This window comes from Streptomyces sp. NBC_00885 (assembly GCF_045207475.1).
GTDB lineage: Bacteria > Actinomycetota > Actinomycetes > Streptomycetales > Streptomycetaceae > Streptomyces.
This window is the reverse complement of the sequence record NZ_CP108796.1, coordinates 273,920-293,471: the sequence shown is the minus strand read 5'-3', so window position 1 is coordinate 293,471 and position 19,552 is coordinate 273,920. Positions and strand designations below refer to the sequence as shown.

The 19,552-nt window shown below is 69.5% G+C and carries 18 protein-coding genes and 2 pseudogenes; 10 read left to right on the top strand and 10 right to left on the bottom strand.

The genetic code is table 11. From position 1 onward, the window contains the following. Positions 1–24: 24 nt before the first annotated feature. Positions 25–165: pseudogene (locus tag OHA61_RS01435) on the bottom strand ((2Fe-2S)-binding protein); the annotation flags it as partial. Between the two features lie 211 nt (positions 166–376). Here OHA61_RS01435 and OHA61_RS01430 point away from each other — a divergent pair. Then, complete coding sequence (locus tag OHA61_RS01430) at positions 377–1,003, top strand: TetR/AcrR family transcriptional regulator (protein ID WP_406301284.1); 627 nt, start codon at positions 377–379, stop codon at positions 1,001–1,003. A 25-nt stretch (positions 1,004–1,028) separates the two neighbouring features. Here the strand turns inward: OHA61_RS01430 and OHA61_RS01425 are convergent, their stop codons facing one another. Then, on the bottom strand, positions 1,029–1,913 hold the full coding sequence (locus OHA61_RS01425; RefSeq protein ID WP_406301283.1) for a helix-turn-helix transcriptional regulator: 885 nt from the start codon (positions 1,911–1,913) through the stop codon (positions 1,029–1,031). A gap of 191 nt (positions 1,914–2,104) precedes the next feature. Here OHA61_RS01425 and OHA61_RS01420 point away from each other — a divergent pair, with 191 nt between their 5' ends. The 5 genes and pseudogenes from OHA61_RS01420 (at position 2,105) to OHA61_RS01400 (ending at position 5,280) form a co-directional block, all read left to right on the top strand. Beyond that, the gene (locus tag OHA61_RS01420; protein WP_406301282.1) at positions 2,105–3,013 is read left to right on the top strand and encodes an SDR family NAD(P)-dependent oxidoreductase; all 909 of its coding nucleotides are present in this window, start codon (positions 2,105–2,107) and stop codon (positions 3,011–3,013) included. A 204-nt stretch (positions 3,014–3,217) separates the two neighbouring features. Then, a pseudogene (locus OHA61_RS01415) lies at positions 3,218–3,575 on the top strand (PRC-barrel domain-containing protein). 34 nt (positions 3,576–3,609) lie between these two features. Beyond that, positions 3,610–3,777 (top strand): hypothetical protein, encoded by a 168-nt coding sequence (locus OHA61_RS01410; protein WP_324983986.1) that lies wholly within the window; start codon positions 3,610–3,612, stop codon positions 3,775–3,777. Positions 3,778–3,888: 111 nt separating this feature from the next. Further along, entirely contained in the window at positions 3,889–4,383 is a 495-nt protein-coding gene (locus OHA61_RS01405) for an Asp23/Gls24 family envelope stress response protein (RefSeq protein WP_406301281.1), read from the top strand. A 114-nt stretch (positions 4,384–4,497) separates the two neighbouring features. Next, complete coding sequence (locus OHA61_RS01400) at positions 4,498–5,280, top strand: class I SAM-dependent methyltransferase (RefSeq protein ID WP_406301279.1); 783 nt, start codon at positions 4,498–4,500, stop codon at positions 5,278–5,280. A 52-nt stretch (positions 5,281–5,332) separates the two neighbouring features. Here OHA61_RS01400 and OHA61_RS01395 read toward each other — a convergent pair whose 3' ends face one another. Further along, a complete protein-coding gene (locus tag OHA61_RS01395; protein ID WP_406301278.1) occupies positions 5,333–5,713 on the bottom strand; it encodes a hypothetical protein in 381 nt (126 codons plus the stop codon). Positions 5,714–5,984: 271 nt separating this feature from the next. Between OHA61_RS01395 and OHA61_RS01390 the strand changes: the two genes are divergently transcribed. Further along, positions 5,985–7,142: a PP2C family protein-serine/threonine phosphatase gene (locus OHA61_RS01390; RefSeq protein ID WP_406301277.1), complete on the top strand. Its 1,158-nt coding sequence runs from the start codon at positions 5,985–5,987 to the stop codon at positions 7,140–7,142. Positions 7,143–7,177: 35 nt separating this feature from the next. Here the strand turns inward: OHA61_RS01390 and OHA61_RS01385 are convergent, their stop codons facing one another. After that, complete coding sequence (locus OHA61_RS01385; protein WP_406301276.1) at positions 7,178–8,854, bottom strand: penicillin-binding transpeptidase domain-containing protein; 1,677 nt, start codon at positions 8,852–8,854, stop codon at positions 7,178–7,180. A gap of 377 nt (positions 8,855–9,231) precedes the next feature. On the opposite strand from OHA61_RS01385, the gene OHA61_RS01380 reads away from it, so the two are divergent. From OHA61_RS01380 to OHA61_RS01370, 3 genes are all read left to right on the top strand, one after another. Next, positions 9,232–10,008, top strand: a complete 777-nt coding sequence (locus tag OHA61_RS01380; protein WP_406301275.1) for an alpha/beta fold hydrolase — start codon at positions 9,232–9,234, stop codon at positions 10,006–10,008. Positions 10,009–10,151: 143 nt separating this feature from the next. Further along, positions 10,152–12,485, top strand: a complete 2,334-nt coding sequence (locus tag OHA61_RS01375) for a transglycosylase domain-containing protein (protein ID WP_406301274.1) — start codon at positions 10,152–10,154, stop codon at positions 12,483–12,485. Positions 12,486–12,530: 45 nt separating this feature from the next. Beyond that, positions 12,531–13,439, top strand: coding sequence for a GNAT family N-acetyltransferase (locus OHA61_RS01370; protein WP_406301273.1), 909 nt, complete (start codon positions 12,531–12,533; stop codon positions 13,437–13,439). On the opposite strand, the gene OHA61_RS01365 is transcribed toward OHA61_RS01370, so the two are convergent. Genes OHA61_RS01365 through OHA61_RS01340 form a run of 6 tightly spaced genes read right to left on the bottom strand, consistent with a single transcriptional unit; the run spans position 13,440 to position 19,492 of the window. Then, the gene (locus OHA61_RS01365; RefSeq protein WP_406301272.1) at positions 13,440–14,297 is read right to left on the bottom strand and encodes an STM4011 family radical SAM protein; all 858 of its coding nucleotides are present in this window, start codon (positions 14,295–14,297) and stop codon (positions 13,440–13,442) included. It abuts the gene before it with no gap. Between the two features lie 6 nt (positions 14,298–14,303). Then, complete coding sequence (locus OHA61_RS01360; protein ID WP_406301271.1) at positions 14,304–15,641, bottom strand: STM4012 family radical SAM protein; 1,338 nt, start codon at positions 15,639–15,641, stop codon at positions 14,304–14,306. Continuing rightward, on the bottom strand, positions 15,638–16,450 hold the full coding sequence (locus tag OHA61_RS01355) for an STM4013/SEN3800 family hydrolase (RefSeq protein ID WP_406301270.1): 813 nt from the start codon (positions 16,448–16,450) through the stop codon (positions 15,638–15,640). Before OHA61_RS01355 ends, OHA61_RS01360 begins: the two co-directional genes overlap by 4 nt. A gap of 1 nt (position 16,451) precedes the next feature. Continuing rightward, positions 16,452–17,588, bottom strand: a complete 1,137-nt coding sequence (locus OHA61_RS01350) for an STM4014 family protein (protein ID WP_406301269.1) — start codon at positions 17,586–17,588, stop codon at positions 16,452–16,454. Next, positions 17,569–18,540 carry an STM4015 family protein gene (locus OHA61_RS01345; RefSeq protein WP_406301268.1) on the bottom strand — a complete coding sequence of 324 codons (972 nt, stop codon included), beginning with the start codon at positions 18,538–18,540 and terminating at the stop codon, positions 17,569–17,571. The genes OHA61_RS01350 and OHA61_RS01345 overlap by 20 nt, the downstream gene beginning before the upstream one ends. Before the next feature lie 7 nt (positions 18,541–18,547). After that, positions 18,548–19,492 (bottom strand): STM4015 family protein, encoded by a 945-nt coding sequence (locus tag OHA61_RS01340; RefSeq protein WP_406301267.1) that lies wholly within the window; start codon positions 19,490–19,492, stop codon positions 18,548–18,550. Between the last annotated feature and the right edge of the window lie 60 nt (positions 19,493–19,552).

The window sequence follows — 19,552 nt, the reverse complement described above, 5'->3', positions numbered from 1 at the left end:
GACGTGCTAACTCACCGGCATTGCCTGGTCACAGCCCTTTTTCGTACCGGTCAGATCGAGATGCTCGCGCAGGGCGTCGAGCAGGGTGGTGCGATGGTCGACGGGCAGCGTGTACTTCTCGCCATTGATGTTCAGGGTGATGGCGCTGGACGTCGATGGGGCCATGATCAGCCTTCTTTCGCATTGCTGATGCGCGTCGAACGAGACGATCCCGGCAGACAGTCCGGGAAGGAGAGGGCGATGCGGGTGAATGAACCAGTGACGATGGCACCGGTCGGCCACGCTGTCCGGATCCCCCGCTATGGTGGACCTAAGCGGACAGCTGTCCGTTAGTCGTCGAACTTAGCGGACAGCTGTCCGGTTAGCAAGACCGGGCATGGCTGTGATTCCGGAAGGAGGACGAGTGCAGGAAGACAAGAGCGCGACTCTGCGCTCGGACGCGCAACGGAATCGCGAGCGCATCCTGGAAGTCGCGCTGGCCGAGCTGACGCGGGCCGCGGACGCCCCACTGAGCGCGATCGCGAAGAAGGCCGGCGTCGGACAGGGGACGTTCTACCGCAACTTCCCCAACCGCGAGGCCCTCGTCCTGGAGGTCTACCGCTACGAGATGCAGCAGGTCGCCGACGCCGCTGCCCAGCTGCTCCAAACCCGCGCACCGGATCAGGCCCTGAGGGAGTGGATGGACCGCCTGGCCCAGTACGCCATGGCCAAGGCGGGTCTGGCCGACGCGCTGCGCAAGGCCACCAGCTCGCACGGCAGCCTGGCCCAGCTGGGTCACGGCCCGGTGACCGAGGCGGTCACGCTCCTGCTGAACGCGAACGAGGAGGCCGGCACCATCCGCCCCGGGCTGACGCCCGACGACTTCGTGCTCGCCATTTCCGGGCTCTGGCAGATCGACCCGCACAGCGACTGGCAGCCGCGTGCGACGCGACTGATGGACATCGTGATGGACGGGCTGCGGGCGGGGGCCTCCGGAGCGGGCGGGCCCGAAGCGGGCGCCTGAGCCCGGCGACCCCGGCCGGTCGGTATCAGTCGGCGTTCGCGCTCGTGCCCTCACGGGAGGCGTTCTCGCTCGCCGCCATGTCCTGGGTGCCGATGACGCCGAGCAGTTCCAGCTGGGCGGCGCCCTCGGTGCCGGGAGGCGCGGTGAACCACAGCAGGCGCTGGCGTCCGTCCTCACTGAACAGGCTGTGGCAGTCCAGTTCGATGACTCCCAGTGCGGGGTGGACGATGCGTTTGTGGTCGGTCCGGCGCAGAGCGACGTCATGGGTGTCCCACAGAGCGGCGAACTCGGCGCTGCGCCGCCGTAGCGCGGCCACCATCCGGGCCACCTCGGTGTCGCGGTCGCGCCGTGCGGCGACCGCCTGGAGGTCGGCGACGAAGACCCGCGAATGGTGCGGGTGATCGTCCGGCGGATAGAGGGCGCGGGCGGCGGGGTCGGTGAACCATCGGTAGGCGAAGCTCGCGGCCGGGCCGCGTACCGTCTGGGGCCGGCCGACGAGCGCCGCGGCCAGCTCGTTCTGCACGAGGATTTCATGCAGGTCGGTGATGACCTGGGCGGGCGTGGTGGTGAGCCGGTCCAGCAGGCCGAGCAGGGCCGGCTGGACGTGCGCGGACGGGCCGTGCGCCGCCGGAGGCACGGGGCGGGCGGCAAGGTGGAACAGGTGGTCGCGTTCGTCGCCGTTCAGCCGCAGGGCACGGGCGAGGGCGGTCACCACCTGGGCCGAGGGCTGGGCACCCCGTCCGCGTTCCAGCTCGGTGTAGTAGTCCGCCGACAGCCCGGCCAGCTGCGCGACCTCCTCGCGCCGCAGGCCGGGCACCCGGCGCCGGGGGCCGGTCGGCAGGCCCACGTCGGCCGGACGGATCCGGTCGCGGCGGGACTTCAGGAATGCGGCGAGTTCGGGAAGGTTCACGCCACCCATCGTGACGCGTAGGGCGGGGTCCGAGCCAGGGGATGACAACCCCTGGGTGGACGCAGCCCTGGATGGCGCCTGGAGACTGGCCGATCGTGGTGGAGACGTCGGGGCGTGGTGCCCCGGTCGCCTTCCTCGCCTCACCCACCGGCCGGCCACGAAGCCGCAGCCGAACACGGACAAGGACTCGCATGCCCTCCGACACGACGAGAACGATCCTGGTGACCGGGGCCTCCAGCGGCTTCGGAGCGTTGACCGTACGTGCCCTCGCCGGCGCCGGCCACACCGTGTACGCCGGGATCCGCCAGACCGCGACCCGCAACGCACCCGCGGTGGACGACCTGAAGCGCTACGCCGCCGCCCACGACTGCGACCTGCATGCCGTCGAACTCGACGTGACCTCCGAGCAGTCCGCCGATGCCGCCATCGCCCACATCCTGGCCGCCCACGGCCGCCTGGACGTGGTCGTCCACAACGCCGGGCACATGGCCACCGGACCGGCCGAGGCCTTCACCCCGGACCAGCTCGCGGTCCTCTACGACATCAACGTCTTGGGCACTCAGCGCGTCAACCGCGCCGCACTGCCGCACCTGCGAGCGCAGGGCCACGGGCTGCTGGTGTGGATCGGCAGCAGCAGCACCCGCGGCGGCTGCCCGCCGTTCGTCGGCCCCTACTTCGCCGCGAAGGCGGCCATGGACGCCCTGGCCGTCAGCTACGCCGCCGAAGTACTGCGCTTCGGCATCGACACCGCCATCGTCGTCCCCGGCGCCTTCACCTCCGGCACCAACCACTTCGTCCACGCGGGCGCGCCCGCCGACACGGCCCGGTCCGCCGCGTACAACGAGCGCTACGGCGCCCTGCTGGCCGGCCTCGACAAGCGGCTGGCCGCGCTCATCCCGCCGGACGCGGACGCGGCCCAGGTCGCCGACGCCGTCGTACGCCTCGTGGCCATGCCTGCGGGCACGCGGCCGCTGCGTACCCACACAGACCCCAGCCGTGACGGCAGCGAAGTCGTCTCCGCAGTCGCCGACCGCATACGCGCCGACTTCTTCCGCCGCGCCGGGCTGGACGACCTGCTCACCGCAGGCAGCTCCCTGTAACTCGGAGGCAGCGGACCATGTTTCCTCTCCTATGCCGGCAGCTCAGCCTTCGGATCCGGTGCGCCCACGTCGGCCTGCCCCGCCTGGCGCCCGACGGCAGACGGGGGCAGGCTGAGAGTAGGAACGCATCGGCCTGGCCTGGAGATGTTGACCGGCCTGGCTTGCATCACGATGGGACGGGGCACGCGATCGAGGGACAGCTCGATGATCGAGGCAGCCGACATCCGTGAGTGGCGCGACCCATGACGTGGTGGACCCCGGCGGCCGCAGGATCGGTGTCCTCGAGGCGGTCTACGTAGACACCACCACCGACGAACCGGCCATGGCCACGGTCCGCACGGGGATACCCACTCGTCGCCGCCTGGTATTCGTCCCCGTCGACGACGCGATCGTCGGGCCCGAGTACGTCAAGGTCTCCTATGCCCGGGCACTGGTGAAAAAGGCCCCTTGGATCGGCACGGACGACGTATTGCCCGCGGACAAGGAGGAAGCGATCTTCCAGCACTACGGCATGACCTACCAGCCGGGTACTCACGGCGAACGACAGCTCGCACGTCGTTGACCGCCCGCGTGAGTCCAAAGGATGCGATCGCGACATGGTTCTCTTCCTGCTCCTGATCATCGTGGCCATGGTGCTGGGACTCATCGGCGCCGTTGCGGAAGGGGTGGGATATCTGCTCGTCATCGGCATCGTGTTGTTCGTGGCCGATCTGACCGTCGCCGCCGTGCGATTCTCCAGCCGGAGGCGACGCCCGGCGCGATGACAACGACCACTGGAGCGCGGCCATTTCGGCCCGCAGTCGGGCGGTCCGAGCCAGGCTCCGTCGCACCGAATACATCTGCCGTGGCCCTACGATCGAGGAGGCGTCTTCAAGGTGACACAGTCGACCAGCACAGCAATTCCCACCACCGAGCCCCGCGCATCCCGCCCGCAGAGGGAAACAATGCTGCAGGCCCACGAGACCGGTCCGGGGACGGCGCCCGGCATACGGGGCAGGACAGCCATCGCGGACGGGGTGGTGGAGAAGATCGCCGGGACGGCGGCACGCGAAGTGCCGGGTGTCTACACCCTGGGAGGCAGGATCTCCCGCTCAATGGGCGCGGCACGCGACATGGTCCCCGGCGGTCGCCCGAGCGTCACCCGCGGAATCAGGGTCGAGGTCGGCGAGCGACAGACCGCCGTCGACCTCGCTGTGGTCGTGGACTACGGGTTCGCCATCGCCGACGTTGCCGCCGAGGTACGCGAGAACGTCATCGCGAGCGTGGAGCGTACGACTGACCTGGAAGTCGTCGAAGTCAACATCGCCGTCAACGATGTTCACCTGCCCAACGAGGAGGCAGACGAGGAGACGGAAGGGCGCGTGCAGTAACCAACCGCCCGCCGAGCCCGCCGTGGGCGGGCCAACTCCTGAATCAAACCGCCGAGATGTGCACGGGAGACAACTGCGGTGCGGACCGCCTGCGCCGTCTGCCATTCTCGCCGTGTGTCTGGATTCGAAGATCTCGTCGCGGAAGGCGCAGCCGTGCCCACGGAGGGCTGGGATTTCTCCTGGTTCAACGGTCGGGCAACCGAAGAGCGGCCATCTTGGGGCTATGCGCAGATGCTCGCGGTCCGGATGGCGAAGGCCGAGGCGGTGCTGGATATCCAGACCGGTGGCGGTGAGGTACTGGCCTCGGCCCCCGTCGCCCCACCGGTCGTGGCAGCGACGGAATCATGGCAACCGAACGTGGAGATTGCGCGACGCAACCTGGCCAAGTTCCGTGCCACCGTTGCTGAGGTGGGCGATGCGGCCGACCTGCCGTTCCCATCGGACCACTTCGATCTGGTCGTGAGCCGCCATCCGGTGGTGACCCGCTGGGACGAGGTGCGCCGCGTGCTGCGCCCGAATGGCACGTATCTTTCCCAGCAGGTGGGCTCTGGCTCGGTGCGCGAGTTGACCGAATTCATGATGGGGCCGCAGCGGGGTTCGGCTCATCAGTCTCCCGGGCCGTTCGCGACGACAGCAGGTTCCAGCCCCATTTCGGCGACAGCCCGTGCTGAAGCGGCGGGTCTGGATGTCGTCGACCTGCGCCAAGAAGCACTCCGGATGGAGTTCTACGACATCGCGGCAGTGGTCCACTTCCTCCGCAAAGTGATCTGGATCGTCCCCGACTTCACCGTGGATGCCTATGGCGATCGTCTGGCGGAACTCCATGACTTCATCGAGCGCCATGGCCCCTTCGTGGCGTACTCGCAGCGGTTCCTCATTGAAGTCCGAAAGGGCTGAGTCCGCTGAGGAGTTCGGCGAGGAGAGCCAAGGAGACCGAACACCATCCGGGTCACAGTTGATTGATCCATCCCACGAACAGCACCGCTCCCGCTGCGGCCAGCAGAAGGGCGAGCGGCCTGCTCCACCAGTGGGCCCCCGAACGGGTGGATGACTCCTGATGGTGGGAACCGAGTGCGACCAGGCCGCGCAGCAGCCATATGGCAGCCACGAGGATCGGCACGGCCAGCGCCGCGTGTGCCGCCCAGGCACCCGCCAGGGTAGGGCCGCCCCAGGAGTTGCGGTAATCGTGGGCGTCCAGGAGCGGGTAGAGGGCGCCATTTACGGCCGCCTGGGCGCTGATCAGGATGACGAGCCAGGCGACGAGCCCCAGTCCCGTCCCCACGAGTGCCGCGGACGCGTCGGCGAACCGCCCCCTCGATGCGCTGCGCATGAACCGGGCAGCCGAGACCGGCAACAACGTGATTCCCCGCCAGACCCACGTCTGTCCGGGCCTGCCAAAGGTCTTCGAAACGAACGTAAGGGCGGATCGGCGGTGTGACTGCTGCGTGATCTCCATGGATCCACGATCACAGTCAAGGCACGCCGGATCGATGGTGCCTGCATGAAACTCCGAGGTAGGGGTTTCCCCCGGACGTCAGCGGCCGCGAGTGCTGTAGGTACGCCGAGTGGAGCATGGCGCCTCGACAAGGCAGGCTGTATCCATGCTGTCGCTCTTCCGCTCGGCCCCTCGACCAGGGGCGGGCGGTCACAGCCGGGTGCTGTTCACACTCGCGGAGTGTGTGCCGTTCGCCATCGCATTGCTCGTGGTGGCCATCGAGTTCTCGCCTGCGCACTTTCTGTACACCGGTCCTCTCCTCACCGCGACGCCGGCGCTGGCTGCGGTTGCGATGGGCCCCAAAGGCACCCTCGCGGCGGCGGGCTTCGCTCTGCTCATCAGCGTTGCCACGGCTACGTACAACCAGGCGTGGGGCAGCCAACAGGTCTACACCAACATCGTGGCTCTGCTACTGGTCTCGGCGGCCAGCGTCACGACCAGTAGCGCCGTGTACACCCAGAGGCAGAACGAGCTGAACCAGGTACGCCGGATCGCCGTGGCGGCACAGCGGGTGCTGCTGCGGCCTGTACCCGCCCGGCTCGGTCCCGTACGGGCGGCCAGCAGGTATATCGCGGCAGAAGAGGGGGCGCAGATCGGTGGCGATCTGTACGAGGCCGTGCAGACCCGGTACGGCGTACGGATGATCGTCGGAGACGTGCGCGGCAAGGGGCTTCCCGCCGTGCGCTCGGCCGCCGCCGTGCTGGGTGCCTTCCGGGAGTCCGTGCACTATGAAGAAGACCTGGTGGAGGTCATCAACCACTGCGCGGCTGCGCTGCGACGGGAGCGCGCCATGCCCGGGGGGATCGACCAGGACGACGAGGAAGAACAGGCGGAATCCTTCGTCACCGCGGTCGTGGCACAGGTGCTGGACGGACCCGTGGTGGAGTTGGTCAACCGTGGACATGTGCCTCCGCTGGTGCTCAGCGGAGGCAAGGTTCAGGCTCTGATGCCGACTTCACCCCTGCCGCCCCTCGGCTTGGAGGACTTCATCATCGGCCCTGCGGAGAAGGCGGAGAGCTATCCGTTCGCACCCGGCGACCGTCTGCTGCTTTACACCGACGGTGTCGCAGAAGCCCGCAATCGCGAAAACGAATTCTTCGCCCTGCCCGACGCCATGGAAGCAGAGCACCACTCCACCGGACCCGAGTTCCTGGAACTACTGCATCAGGGATTGGTTCGCCACACCGAGGGCCGCATGACGGACGACGTGGCGATGATCGTGGTTGACCGGATCGACAACGAACCGAGTGACAGAAGGTATTGACCACCTCCCGCCTGCTCACCGGTGCGGCGCGGACGTCAGCCGCCCGCCCGTAGCGCAGCTGCCACCAGCGGCCCCGCCGACTTGCCTCCGCGCCCGCCCTGTTGCACCACCGCCGCCGCGGCCAGGTCGCCGCGCCACGCGGTGAACCAGCCGTTGGGCTTCTCCTGGCCGTCGACCTCGGCCGAGCCCGTCTTGCCTCCGATGTCCGAGCCCAGACCCGCCATGGCCTCGGCGGCGGAGCCCGACGTCGCGGTGTAGCTCAGCAGTTCGTGCAGCTGCGTCTGCGCGGACGCGTCCAGCTTGCGCTGAGCCGTCGCGAGCGACCGGCCGTCGACGTCGGGCGAGACCAGATATGGCTGCCGAAAGATGCCGGTCTTGGCCGTGGAGATGATGGACGCGACATTGAGCGGGTTCATCCGTACCCCGCCCTGCCCGATGAGCGATGACGCCATCTGCGCGTTGCTCTGGACCGGCACCGCGCCGTCGAAGCTCGACACTCCGGTGGACCAGTTGTTCAGGCCCAGCCCGAAGACCTGTTGGGCCTGCTTGGTCAGATCGTTGTCGTCGAGCTTCTCGGCCTGCGTGATGAAGGCGGTGTTGCAGGAGGCCGCGAAGCTCGAACGAAACGTGCCGCTCTTGATCTCGAAGCTTTCCACGTTCTGGAACTTCCAGCCGCCGTACGACGCGTACTTCGGGCACGGATGCGGTTTGTCGATCGACGTGAGGTCCTTCTCCAGCAGCATCGACGCAGTCACGATCTTCATCGTGGAGCCGGGTGCCAGGGACCCCTGGAGCGCCGTGTTGTAGCCATGGCTCGAATTGGCCGCCGCGAGGATCTCGCCCGTCGACGGCTTCATGACGACGACGGAGGCCCGCTCGCGTTTGCCCACTTCGCGCTCGGCCGCCGCCTGCGCGGTCGCGCTGAGCGTGGTCCGCAGCGTTCCGGGTGTGCCCTTGGACACCGTCAGCAGCGTCTTGCTGGGGGGCCGGTTCTCCTCCGCGCCCTGCTCACTCTTCTTCGCTCTGTCCCCGCGGACGACCCGCAGCTCGATCCCCGCCTTACCCCCGGCCTTTCTGCCGTACTTCTCCCGCAGGCCGTTCAGGACGGTGCCGAGCGAGGGGTATTTCGCCGTGGTCAGCTCCGCGCCGTTCCGGTCCAGTGCCTTGACCGGCGGGTCGGCCTCGCCTGTGACCAGCGTGTCGTTCTCCTTGAGGTCCGGGTGCATGACGGACGGCTGCCAGCGGACGAGCGGTTTGCCGTCCTCGGCCCGGACGACTGTGAGCTCGGAGTCGTAGGCGAGGGGCTTGCTCTTTCCCCCGTACGAGACCGTGGCCGAGACCCTGAACGTCACCTTCGGCCCGGACGCCTTGCCGCGGGTCAGCGTGACCTGTTCGATGTGCGCGTCCTTGCGGTATCCGGACAGCGCGGCCTGTGCCGCCGCTGTCCGGTTTGTGAGCGCTGCGGCCCTCGCGGCGTCGCCCCGCTGCCAGGCGGTGAGGAACCCGTCGGCCGTGGCCTGGACCTCCGCCGCCTTCACCGGGCCTGCTGCGAGCGGCTTCGCAGTGCGGTCGGCCTTGCCGTCCTCGCCTGCCGCATCGCCGCTGTACATGCTGTACGCGGCGAGCCCCGCACCGCCGACGACCACGGCGACCACCCCGCCGATCAGGGCGGGGTTCGTTCTGCTGCGCGCGGCGCGCCTTCTCTTGCCCACAAGTCCTCCGCTGTCCCCCGCTCCCCAGGCTCCTCACCAGGGCCCCACCCTAGGGGCGGCCGGGCCAGGGTCAACCCCTCAGCCCCCCGGCAGGACCGCCACCGGTTCGGCTTCGCGCGGGCAGGCCGCGCCATCATCTGCCCCGTCGGCGCGGAAAGTGTGACATACCGGCGCTCTGCCACGACGTACTCGCCCGCGGGCAGCCGCAATTGGGCGTGGCGTACACGGAGATTCCCGACTACGGTCACCTGGACACCTCTCGGCCGAGGCACCGCCTCGACGCGTTCGGGTCCTCGGCGAGCGGCGGTTTTGACGTCCGGGGCGGCCGGAGGCAGCGCCCGGCCGTACCCGAACCGCACTCCAGGAGGCAACGACCCATGCCGCAGCTCGCTCTCGACGGCGCAGCGCTGACGTACGACGACGAGGGCCCTCGCGACGGTGACGGCGTCCCCCTGGTGTTCATCCACGGCTGGACGGCCAACCGGCACCGCTGGGACCACCAGATGGCACACTTCGCCCCGAAGCGGCGGGTCATACGGTTCGACCTGCGCGGGCACGGGGAGAGCGACGGGTCGGCACGGACGATCGAGGAGCTGGCCGGGGACGTTCTCGTCCTCCTTGACCAGCTGAAGGTCGACAGGTTCATACCCGTCGGCCACTCCATGGGCGGGATGATCGCGCAGACCCTCGCACTTGGCCATGCCGAGCGGATCGAGCGCCTGGTACTGGTGAACTCGATCAGCCGGATGACCTACAGCCGTGGGAGGGGCCTGCTGATGGCGGCATCCACCCTGGCGCCGTTCAAGTTGTTCGTCGCCGCCAACATCCAGCGGGCCTTTGCCCCCGGCTATCCGCGCGAGGAGATCCGCGAGTACATCCGTGCCTCCTCGGCCACGCCGAGGGAGGTGGTCATGACGTGCTACGCCGCCATGCGGAGCTTTGACGTCCTGGACCGGGTCGGCGAGATCCGCACGCCCACCCTGCTGGTGCACGGCTACCACGACATCCAGCTGCCCGTCGCGCAGATGCTGCGGATGGCGAAGGCCTACCCGGACGCGCTGGTCCGGATCGTGGATGCCGGCCACGAGCTGCCGGTGGAGAAGCCGGCGGAGCTGACCGCGGCGCTCGACTCGTTCGTGACGGGCCGAGCATGAGGCCCTGCGGCCCCGATGAAAGGTCAGGCGCCAAAAGGGAAGCTGCTGCACAATAAGGCACATACGGAGCGGCGCACCGCACCCGGTCCCCTGTGCGCCACCCGGCGCAACGCGACGGTGCCGGTCAGAGGAGCTGCGTACGCATGAGCAGCGGGCCGAGCGATTCGGCCGTCCCAGCGGATGCCAACTGGCGCGACCTGCTGCGGACTACGAGGCAGGCCCGCAGGCTGGCGCGGCAGATGCGCAGGGAGGCACGCCGTGCGATGCCCTGGTGGCGCCGGACGCTCCCCACCTGGCGGATGACGCTCAGCGGTCTGCTCACCGTGCTCCTGTTCTGCATCACCGCCTTCACCGCCCTGTACCTGAGCGTCCAGGTCCCCGCCCCGAACGCCGCCGCAGTGAGCCAGAGCAATATCTACTACTACGCGGACGGCACCGAACTGGGCCGTACCGGCGCGGTCAACCGCGCCTCGGTGCCCCTCTCCGAGATCTCGGTCAACGTGCAGCATGCCGTCGTCGCCGCCGAGGACCGGACGTTCTACTCCAACAGAGGCGTGGACGTTCGCGGCATCCTGCGCGGAGCCTGGCGCACCGTGACCGGCGACGGACTGCAGGGCGGCTCGACGATCACCCAGCAGTACGTGAGGAGCTACTACCTCACCCAAGAACAGACCCTCGGCCGGAAGGTCAGGGAAGCCGTCATAGCGATCAAGGTCAATGAGACACAGAGCAAGGACGCCGTCATGGCGGGGTATCTCAACACCAGCTACTTCGGCCGCAACTCCTACGGCGTCCAGGCCGCCGCACAGGCGTACTACGGCATCCGCGCTTCACAGTTGAACGTCCAGCAGAGCGCCTACCTCGCGGCCCTTCTCAAGGCTCCCAGTGTGTACGACGTCTCCACGGCGACCGGGGCCAACCGGGCCGCGGCCATTGCGCGCTGGAACTACGTCCTGGACGGCATGGTCGAACTCGGTCACCTCGGCAGCGGCGAGCGCGCAAGGATGGCGTTCCCCACGCCGAAGGCACCCCGCCCCACCCCCGGGGTCAGCGGCCAGGCCGGTTACCTCATCGACATCGCCCGCCGCTACCTCGTCGACAACAAGATCATGGATGACGCCACCCTGGCCTCGGGCGGCTGGCACATAACCACCACCTTCAAGAAGAAGAACCAGGACGCCATGGTCGCGGCCGTGAAGAAGGAGTTGCGGCGGCTGCCGGACACTCGCAAGGCCAAGGCCATCCGCGTCGGCGCCGCGTCCGTGGACCCTTCCACCGGAAAGATCCTCGCTGCCTACGGCGGGCCGGACTACGCCTCCCAGTCCTACAACGACGCCATCCGGCACGACCTGCAGGCCGGCTCCACCTTCAAGCCGTTCGACCTTGCCGCCGCGTTGCAGCACCACGCCACCACGCAGGACGGGCGCACCATCACGCCCGGGACCCGTTACGACGGGACCAGCCGCCGCTGCGTCCAGGGCTTGCCCCGAGGTCTGCGCTACTGCCCGCCCAACGAGGACGATCGTGACTACGGCCGGATCAGCCTGCGCAGCGCGATGATGAAGTCCGTGAACGCGGTGTACGCGCAGGTGGGCGCGGATGCCGGTCTGGCCGGCGTGCGAAGGGCCGCCATCGCCGCGGGCCTTCCCGCCGACACACCCGACATGAGCGCCAACCCCTCCCTGGCCCTCGGCGTGGCCGCCCCCAGCCCGCTCGACATGGCCGAGGCGTACGCGACCTTCGACAACCACGGCCGGCACATCGCCACGTGGTCCGTCCAGAAGATCACCCGGAACAACGAGTCGTACGAACTCCCCGGCCACGAGGACATCCAGGCGTTCTCCCGGGCCACCGCCGACCAGGTCACCTCGGTCCTGAAGGGCGTCGTCAGCACGGAGGGCACCGGCTACCTGGCCACCGGCCTGGGCCGCCCCGCCGCAGGCAAGACAGGAACCACGGACAGCAACCTCTCCGCATGGTTCGTCGGGTACACCCCGCAGCTGACCACCTCGGTGGCCATGTTCGCCGAGGATCCCAAGACCCACATACGGATCTCTCTCGGCACCGCCGCCGGCATCAGCCGCGTCAACGGAGGCTCGTACCCGACACGGATCTGGACCGCCTACATGGCCGCGGCCCTGAAGGGCCAGCCGGTGAAGGACTTCCAGCTGATGGCTGCGACCGAGACCGACAGCCCCGCCACCGCGCCCGCCCGAGAGCCCACGTCGACCGCGCCGGCCGGGACGCCGACCCCCACTCCTCTGCCTGGTCCGAGCACGCCGACGGTCATTCCGCCAACGCCTTCGCAGGGTCCGAGCACACCGACAGTGGTGCCCTCGACGCCCTCGGACGACCCGAGCACACCGACGGTGGTTCCGTCCACTCCTTCGCCGGGGCCTACGGAACCGCCCGGCGGGCCCGGCACCGTCAATACGGGCGGGTCGGCCGCCGCCGTGGGCGTCCGGAGCACAACGTGACGCCTCCCTCTGGCCATCACGGGATTCTCTGACTAGAGTCAGAGAATGGATGCGGCGCACATCGACCAGGTGCGGCGGTTCAACCGCACCGTCACCGAACGCGTGGGCGTGCTGTACGACCACTACATGGGCCGCGACCGGCCCATCGGAGCGGCCCGGCTGCTGTGGGAGATCGGCGGGGAGGGCCAGGACGTACGGCGGCTGCGCGAGCGCCTCGGGCTCGACTCCGGGTACGTCAGCCGGCTGCTGCGCTCCCTGGAGACCGACGGCCTGGTGACGGTGGAGCCCCGGCCTCAGGACAGACGTGTGCGCACCGTCCGGCTCACCGACGCGGGCCGCGCCGAGCGCGCCATCCTCGATGACCGCAGCGACGAGCTGGCCGGCTCTCTGCTGGAGCCGCTCAACACCGCCCAGCGCGCCCGGCTGGTCGCCGCCATGGCCGACGTCGAGCGGTTGCTGACCGCCGCGACGGTCACGCTGGACGTCGTCGACCCGGAACACCCCGACGCACAGCACTGCTTGCGGGCCTACTTCTCCGAGCTGCAGGAGCGCTTCGAGACGGGCTTCGACCCCGCGCGGAGCCTGCTGCCCGACGCGGGCGAACTGCGGCCGCCGCACGGCCTGTTCCTCATCGCCCGGCTCCACGGCGAGCCCGTCGGCTGCGCCGGTCTGAAGCTGCCGCCCGGCGCCCGGGCCGAGATCAAACGGATGTGGGTCGCGCCCCACGCCCGGGGGCTCGGCCTCGGCCGCCGATTCCTGGCCGAGCTGGAGGCGCGGGCCGCCCAGTACGACTGCGCCGTCCTGCGCCTGGACACGAACAAGGCGCTCAGCGCCGCGATCAGCCTGTACCGCTCCTGTGGCTTCCAGGAGGTTCCGGCCTTCAACGACGAGCCCTACGCCCACCACTGGTTCGAGAAGCAGATCACCGCAGCGTCACCGCGAGGGTCCGGCTGACTACGCGCGGCCCGAGAGTGTGGCGGGTATGCGTTCGAGGACGCCGCCCGCGAAGACGTCGTACAACGGCAGCGTCTCCAGATGGACATAGCCGATGTGGCAGTCGCAGACGGCGAGGGGGCAGGCGCGCGGGCCCAGAGCCCGCCGGTAGGAGCCGTCGTAGAGATTGCCGAGTTCGGCGGGCACGAAATGGCAGCGGCGTACCGTGCCCTCGCCGTCCACCGAGATCACCGACTCGCCCGTACGGCAGGGCAGCCCCTCCGAGCGGTGCGGGCGGCGGCTGTAGGGGAACAGGGGGTCCAGAGCCGTCCAGCGGCCGGCCTCCTCGTCCGTATAGGTGCGGCCCTCGGCCGCGTTGACCCAGAGGTACACCTCGTCGGGCAGGTCAGCGCGCAGCCGCCGTGCCTCGTCGAGGTGCTCGGGGAAGCCCACGACTCCGACGCTGAAGCGCGCCCCCATCGCGGTCAGCTCCCGGCACTTGCCGAGGAAGCGGTCGTACGGCGTCTGGCCCGGATGGTAGGTGCACCACAGTGCGAGCGTGCCCAGGTCGCATTCCGTCAGCCACTCGGTGCGACAGCTGAGGTTCGTCTGGATGGCGACGCGCGCGATGTGCGGCACATGGGAGAGCTCGGCGAGCGTCCGTCGGTACCAGGAGCGGACCAGGCCCTCGCCCCAGGGGGTGAAGAGCACCGAAAGGCGGTCGCCGGTCTGTGCGACAGCCCATGCGGCGAAGCGCTCGAGCGCCGCGCGGTCGGTGCGCAACTGGTCAGGGCTGTCGCGGCGCTTGGCGAAGGGACAGTAGGGACAGTCGTAGTCGCAGGAGGCGAGCGGCCCGCGGTAGAGAATCGTCAGGTCCACGACGGCTCATTTCAGTTCGTACGCGGCCATGGCGGCCCGTACGGAGTCGGAGAAGAGCTCGGGGCCGAGTGCGTCGGAGTGCGCGAGGCCTTCGGGGGACAGGCGCAGCAGGACAGGGCGTGCCGTGTCGTCGAGCCAGCCGCGGGCCGCGAAACGATCCAGCTCCGCCGGGAAGTCGTCGGCCGGCGCGGCGCCGAACCGGTCGGCATAGTCGGCCAGTTGCATGCCTTCGGCCTGGAGGAGCGACTGGAGCAGATGGCGGCGGCGTGCCTCGTCGGCGTCGACGTACCGGCCGACCTCGGCGCGGGAGAAGTCGTCGGTGGCGGTGTAGTTGTCGATGATCGACCGGATTTCGCGCATGTCGACGGCGTAGTCGAAGGAGTAGTGGAGGGCAGAGGTGTACGAGCGGGCTCCGCAGCCGAGGCCGATCATGCCGTCGGTTTGGCAGGCGTAGTCGTCGGCCGGCTGCTTCGGCGCGTCCTTGCGGCGGAACATCCGCATCGATGTCTGCTCGTAGCCGTGCTCGACCAGGTGGTCCCGGCCCTGGCGGTACAGCCGCAGTCGCAGGCTGTCCCAGGCGGCGTCGGCTTCGGCACCGATCCTGCCGAGGCCGGTCAGCGGGCGTACGTACAAGGGGTAGAGGTAGAGCTCCTCGGGCCGCCAGGCGAGCGCTGCGTCGAGGGATACGCGCCAGGTGTCCGCGGTCTGGCCCTCGATGCCGTAGATCAGGTCGATGTTGAGGACAGGGATACGGGCGTCGCGGATGCGGGCGAGAGCCGCCTCGACATCGGCGCGGCGCTGCGGGCGCACGGCCGCGCGGGCCTCGGCGTCGACGAAGCTCTGGATTCCCAGGCTGAGACGGGTCGTACCGCGGTCGGCGAGCACGGCGAGCCGGTCGGCCGTCGCGGTCGCGGGGGACGCCTCGACGGACAGCGGTACGGCGTGCAGGTCTGCTCCCATGCGCTTCTCGGCGATGTCGCAGAGCCGGTCCAGTTCGTTGGCAGTGAGAAAGGTGGGGGTTCCGCCGCCGAAAGCCGCGGCGACGAAGCGGGTCCCGCCTCCGTCCGCTGCCTGGTCGAGTGCGTCACGTACGGCGGTGGCCTGGCGGTCGAGCGCGTCGAGATACCGGCCGGTCAGCTCGTCGGGGGCGCCGATCCGGGTGAACAGGTTGCAGAAGCCGCAGCGGACCTCGCAGAACGGTATGTGGAGGTAGAGCGAGAGGGCGTTCTTGGGCTCACCCGCCCAGAGATCGCGCAGTGCGGGCCGGTCTTTGAGCTCGCGGTACGCCGTTTTGTGCGGGTAGGCGTACACGTAACTCTGGTAGGGGCGGGGCGCGGTGTTCATCGGGCAGCCCCTTGGTCGAGGGTGAACTGGGCGTACGGCACGGTCCAGACAGCCTCGTGGCCGAGACGGTGACCCGTGTACCCGTCGTCGCCGTACGCCGTGCCGTGGTCCGAGCAGATGATCGCGAAGCAGGGGCGGCGGCTGCTCGCGGCGGCGAAGAGGCGGCCGATGTGCCGGTCGACGTACTCCAGGGCGGCGGCGTGGGTCGCGCGCGAATCGCCGGCCTCGCGGGTGGCGCCGGGCAGATGGAACCAGTTGGGCTGATGCAGCGCGGAGACATTGACGAACAGGAACAGCCGCTGCTGGGCGGGGAGTCCGGCGACGACCTTCTCGGCCCGGGCCACCTGCGTCTCGAAGGAGGAAGGGGACGCCACACCGAACTCCGGCTCCCAGTGGCTCTCCTGGAACATCCCGGGCAGCACCGAGCCGAGAGGGCCCTGGTTGTTGAAGAAGCCGACGCCGCCGATGCACACGGTGTGGTAGCCGGTGTCCGCGAGGCCGGAGACCAGGTCGGGGGTGTCGAAGACGAAGGTGCGCTCGGCGGTGGTCTCGCTGCCCGCGAAGCGTGCGGCGAAGAGGCGCGGGTGGGGGCCGGGCGCGGCGGGTGTGGGCAGGAAGCCCGCGAAGATCGCCTGGTGCGAGGCGTAGGTGAAGTTGCCGGGCGCGTGCCGCTTCTCCCAGGCACCGCCCGGAAGATGGCGGACCAGGTTCGGGATGCGTCCGGCGGCGGCCAGCTCTGCGGCTACGTCGTGGCGCAGGGTGTCGAGGGTGACGAGCAGCAGATCGTGGCTGCCCACGATCTCGTTCATGTCAGGCGATTGCATCATTGTTCCTTGTCGTGCGCTGTACAGCGGCGACCTGCGCCGCGTAGGTGTCCAGGCCCTCGGCGCCGCTGCCGGGCAGGCCGGTGAGGTTCGGCAGGAGATCGCCGAAGGCGTTGACCTCGCCGACCACGAAACGGCGCCAGCCGACCGCCGGAAGCAGATCGACGCCCACGCACAGCGTGCGCGGGAAGCAGGCCGCGGCCCGCTCGCACACGTCAAGGGCGTCGGCCCAGCTGCCGCCCGCCGCCTCGACGGCAGCCCGTGCCTCGTCGAGGTCTCCGCGGGCGCCGCCGAGGTGGAGGTTGGTCATGGGGGAGCGGCTGGTCCGTACGACGGCATGGGTCGCCCGGCCGGCGACGACCACCACCCGCAGGTCGGCGGCCCGGCCGCGCTGGGAGGCCTTGGGGAGCCAGCGCTCGACGTGCAGGCCGTCGGGCGCCAGAGCATCCACGATCGCGGCGACCTCACCTTCGGTCGTACAGCGGCGTACCCGAAGGGAGTTGAAGAGTCGTCCCTCGCTGTCGCGTTCCACTGACGTAGTGGCCCGTACCCGACCGGATCCCGCCGTCTCGACAGCCAGCACGCCCGAGGCGGAGGAGCCGTGCGCGAGCTTGACGAATGCGCGCGGCATCCGGTGCGCGCGCAGCAGTTCGCGTATGTCCGACCAGCCTCGCACTTGCAGTACCGGGGTCCCGGAGGTCGGGGAAGGCGGCACGGGAACGCCCGCACGGTGCAGTACGGCGTGGCACAGCCGCTTGTCGAACAGCACCGCCAGCTCGTCGGGGTCGTCGAGCAGCGTGCAGCCCTCGGCCGCCTGCCCCACCTCCCGTACGGCCGCGGTGAACCGCTCGTACCAGCGGGCCGAGCCCTCGACCCGAGTGGCGTCACCGACGCCGCGCAACAGCCGCTCGACCTCGGCCTCTTCCCCGGGTGAGTCGATCCGTACGGTCTCGCCCGGCCGGAAGGAAACCCCTTGGCGGAGCACCTCCAGCCAAGGCACGACGCGCGCGGCGGGCAGGCCGGCGGCGGCCACGGCCTGCTGGAACAGGGCGACGCGGCGGTTGGCGGGATTGCCGACGACCGCGAAGCGCGGGCCCGCCGCGCTACTCGTCGACGGCGACATATCGGGGCTCGTCGTCCTCGGGGTCCCAGTAGTCGGCCTGGTCCAGGTTCAGCCGTACGCCCTGTGGTTCGAGCTCGTCGCGCAGGCGCTGCTGCATCGCCTCCTGCATGTAGTGGTGGTGGAGGTCCAGGTCCCGCAGGTGGGTCAGCGGCTGGCCGCCGAGCAGGGCTTCGGCGCCGGTGTCGCTGAGGGTCCCCATCGACAGCGCGAGCGAGTCCAGCTGGGCGACGACCGGCGCCGAGGCGACCGCGGCCGCGATCTCGTCCTGGATCTCGCTGTTCTGCACCCCCAGGTGGCTCAGGCGCGGGAAGGCGCCGCCGGACAACAGAGGTGCCAGGTCGGCGACCGTCGCGTCCCCTCCGTAATGCGTGACGCCGAGCCAGAGTTCGAGGCGCTCCAGGGCGGGAAGCGTGGAGGCGCCGACAGCCCTGACGACGGAACCCGGCAGGCCGCCGGATTCGAAGCGGAGCACTTTCAGTGCATCGTGGCGGACCGGTCGCAGGGACAGGGAGTCCTGTTCCGAGACGGTGTCGCCACAGCCGCGCACCGTCAGCTCTTCGAGCCGGGGGAACGCTTCGAGGCAGGGGGTGACGTCGGTCATCTCCAGCCAGGACACCTCGCACTCCTCGCCTGTGACATCGGCGAGAAACAGTGCACGCAGCGCGGGCAAGCGGTGCGCGTCCGCGAGGACCTGGTCGAGGACGGGCCGCAGGGGCGAGTATTCGTCGTGCCACCACGGGCCGAGCACCAGCGCACGGACCTGCGTGGAGTCGACCGAGGTGAGGAAACGGCCCCACAGCTGCGGGAACGGATTGCTCTCGTTCCACAGACAGTCCAGACGCCAGGCCACGGAGTCCGCCGACGGCAGCGGCGCAGCGTGCTCGTCGTCGGGGTCGGGGAGCGTGTGGACGGGAAGTCCGTGGAACGTCTCGGGGTGGTCGATCCCGGTCATGGACACCTCACTCCGCCACTGCCGTGTAGCGGCCCTCGGCGCCCCGGCCGTCCCACGGCTCCTCGCGCTCCGATACGTCAACACGCACGCCGTGCGGCTCCAGCGCATCGGCGACCCGGCGTTCCATCTCCTCCGACAGGAAGTGGTGGTGCAGGTCGAGGCATTCGAGATGGGTGAGCGGCTGCCCTTCGAGCAGCGCCGCCGCCCCCTCGTCGCCGAGGGTTCCGTTCGACAGGTCGAGGGTGCGCAGCCGGGCGACGAGCGGGGCCGAGGCGACCGCGGCCGCGATCTCGTTCTGTATCTCGCTGTTGCGCAGACCGAGATGGCGTAGCCCCGGGAAGCGGGAACCGGACAACAGCGGTGCGAGGTCGGCGATCTCGGTGTCGCCGCCGTACTCCGAGACGCCGAGCCACAGGTCGAGGTGGTCCAGGGCAGGGAGTTCGCTCTCGATGACGCCGCGCACCACGTCGGCCGGGAGGCCGCCGGACTCGAAGACGAGCGAGCGCAGCCTCGTGTGGTGCACCGGCGGAAAGCGGAGCTTGCTGCCGCCGCGCACGCCAAGTTCCAGCAGGCGGGGGAACGCGCTGAGCAGGCCCGTGACATTGGACTGCTCGATCCACGAGATCTCGTTCTCCTCGGAGGTCATGTCGCCGACGAAGACGGCCTCCAGGGAGGTCAGCCGGTCGGCGGCGGCGATGACCAGGTTGATGGGAAAGCTCGAGTCGTTGTCGTACGCCTCGCCCCACTGCCCGACGATCAGCGCGCGCACCTTCCCGGGGTCGACGGTCTTGAGGAACTCGTCGAACACCTCGTCCCAGGGCGGGTCCTCGTCGTACGGGTTCACGGCGATGCGCCACGCGGCGGCGTCCGCGGCGGGCAAGGGCGAGGGGGCGGGGTGGAAGTCGACGGCCGGGAGGCCGAGCAATTCCTGCAGATGGTCCACATGGGACATGGCCCTGATCTCCTGACACTGAGCGGTCGACTGACGTGCGAAAGGTTTACCAAGCCGCAC